The 796-nt window shown below is 65.2% G+C and carries 1 pseudogene; it reads right to left on the bottom strand.

What is annotated here, in order from left to right:
- Window positions 1-153: 153 nt before the first annotated feature.
- Window positions 154-796, bottom strand: a pseudogene (locus tag A5706_RS33700) (hypothetical protein); the annotation flags it as partial.

Below are 796 nucleotides of genomic sequence, written 5' to 3'. Positions count from 1 at the left end.
GTTCGTCGCCATGCAGGCGCGCCAAGCCCAGGACATGGAGGCGTTCTTCGCCCGCATCACCGAACAACTGCGCGGCACCGCGGCGGGTGTCGAACCCAACGAGGTCGTCGGTGATGACCCGTCCGCGCAAGAACAGCGGGACGGTGTAGGCGATCACAGGTCCACGCCCTTCATGAAGTTGACCGCCTCGTCGTGCACCTCTTGTGTTGCGGCGCAGGTGATCCGGTCGTCTTCGATCCCTTTCTTTTCGCTGTAGCGCATGATGTCCTTTTCGAACGCGAGGCTCGCCTGCCCGCAGGGGCACCGCCGGTCCCAGTCGATCGTCACCTCGTCGCCGGAGATGACGCCGCCCCAGTGCGCGCGCAGCAGGATGTCGTAAACGGCCGCGCGGCCGGTCTGCACCCCGGTGCGGGGGAGCGGCTCGCTGGTGTCGGGATCGAGGACGAACGGGATGACCCAGGGTGCGACGTGGTAGCGACCCTCGCTGCAACCCCAATGAAAGGTGCTTGACTCGGAGAAGCCGTAACCGATCTGGATCCGGTCGACGCCGAGGAAGTCCTTGATGACGTCCATGAAATCGTCCGGCAGCGCAACGCCTTTCATCCCGCCACCGGTGAGGATCGCCGAGTCGGGCGCGAAGACATTGCGTACTCCGCGCTCCAGGCCGGCCCTGGCGATGTCGTACATCACGTGGAAGGTGCTGGTCATGAACACCCGCTTGCCGCGCAGTTGTTCGGTGATGCGGGCGAAGAACGCCTCCATGTCCTGGGCTTGGCGCGCCTGCATGGCGACGAAC

This window comes from Mycobacterium sp. E796 (assembly GCF_001672815.1).
Classification (GTDB): domain Bacteria; phylum Actinomycetota; class Actinomycetes; order Mycobacteriales; family Mycobacteriaceae; genus Mycobacterium.
Note: the sequence above shows the minus strand (reverse complement) of the source record. Positions and strands in the feature narration are given on the sequence as shown.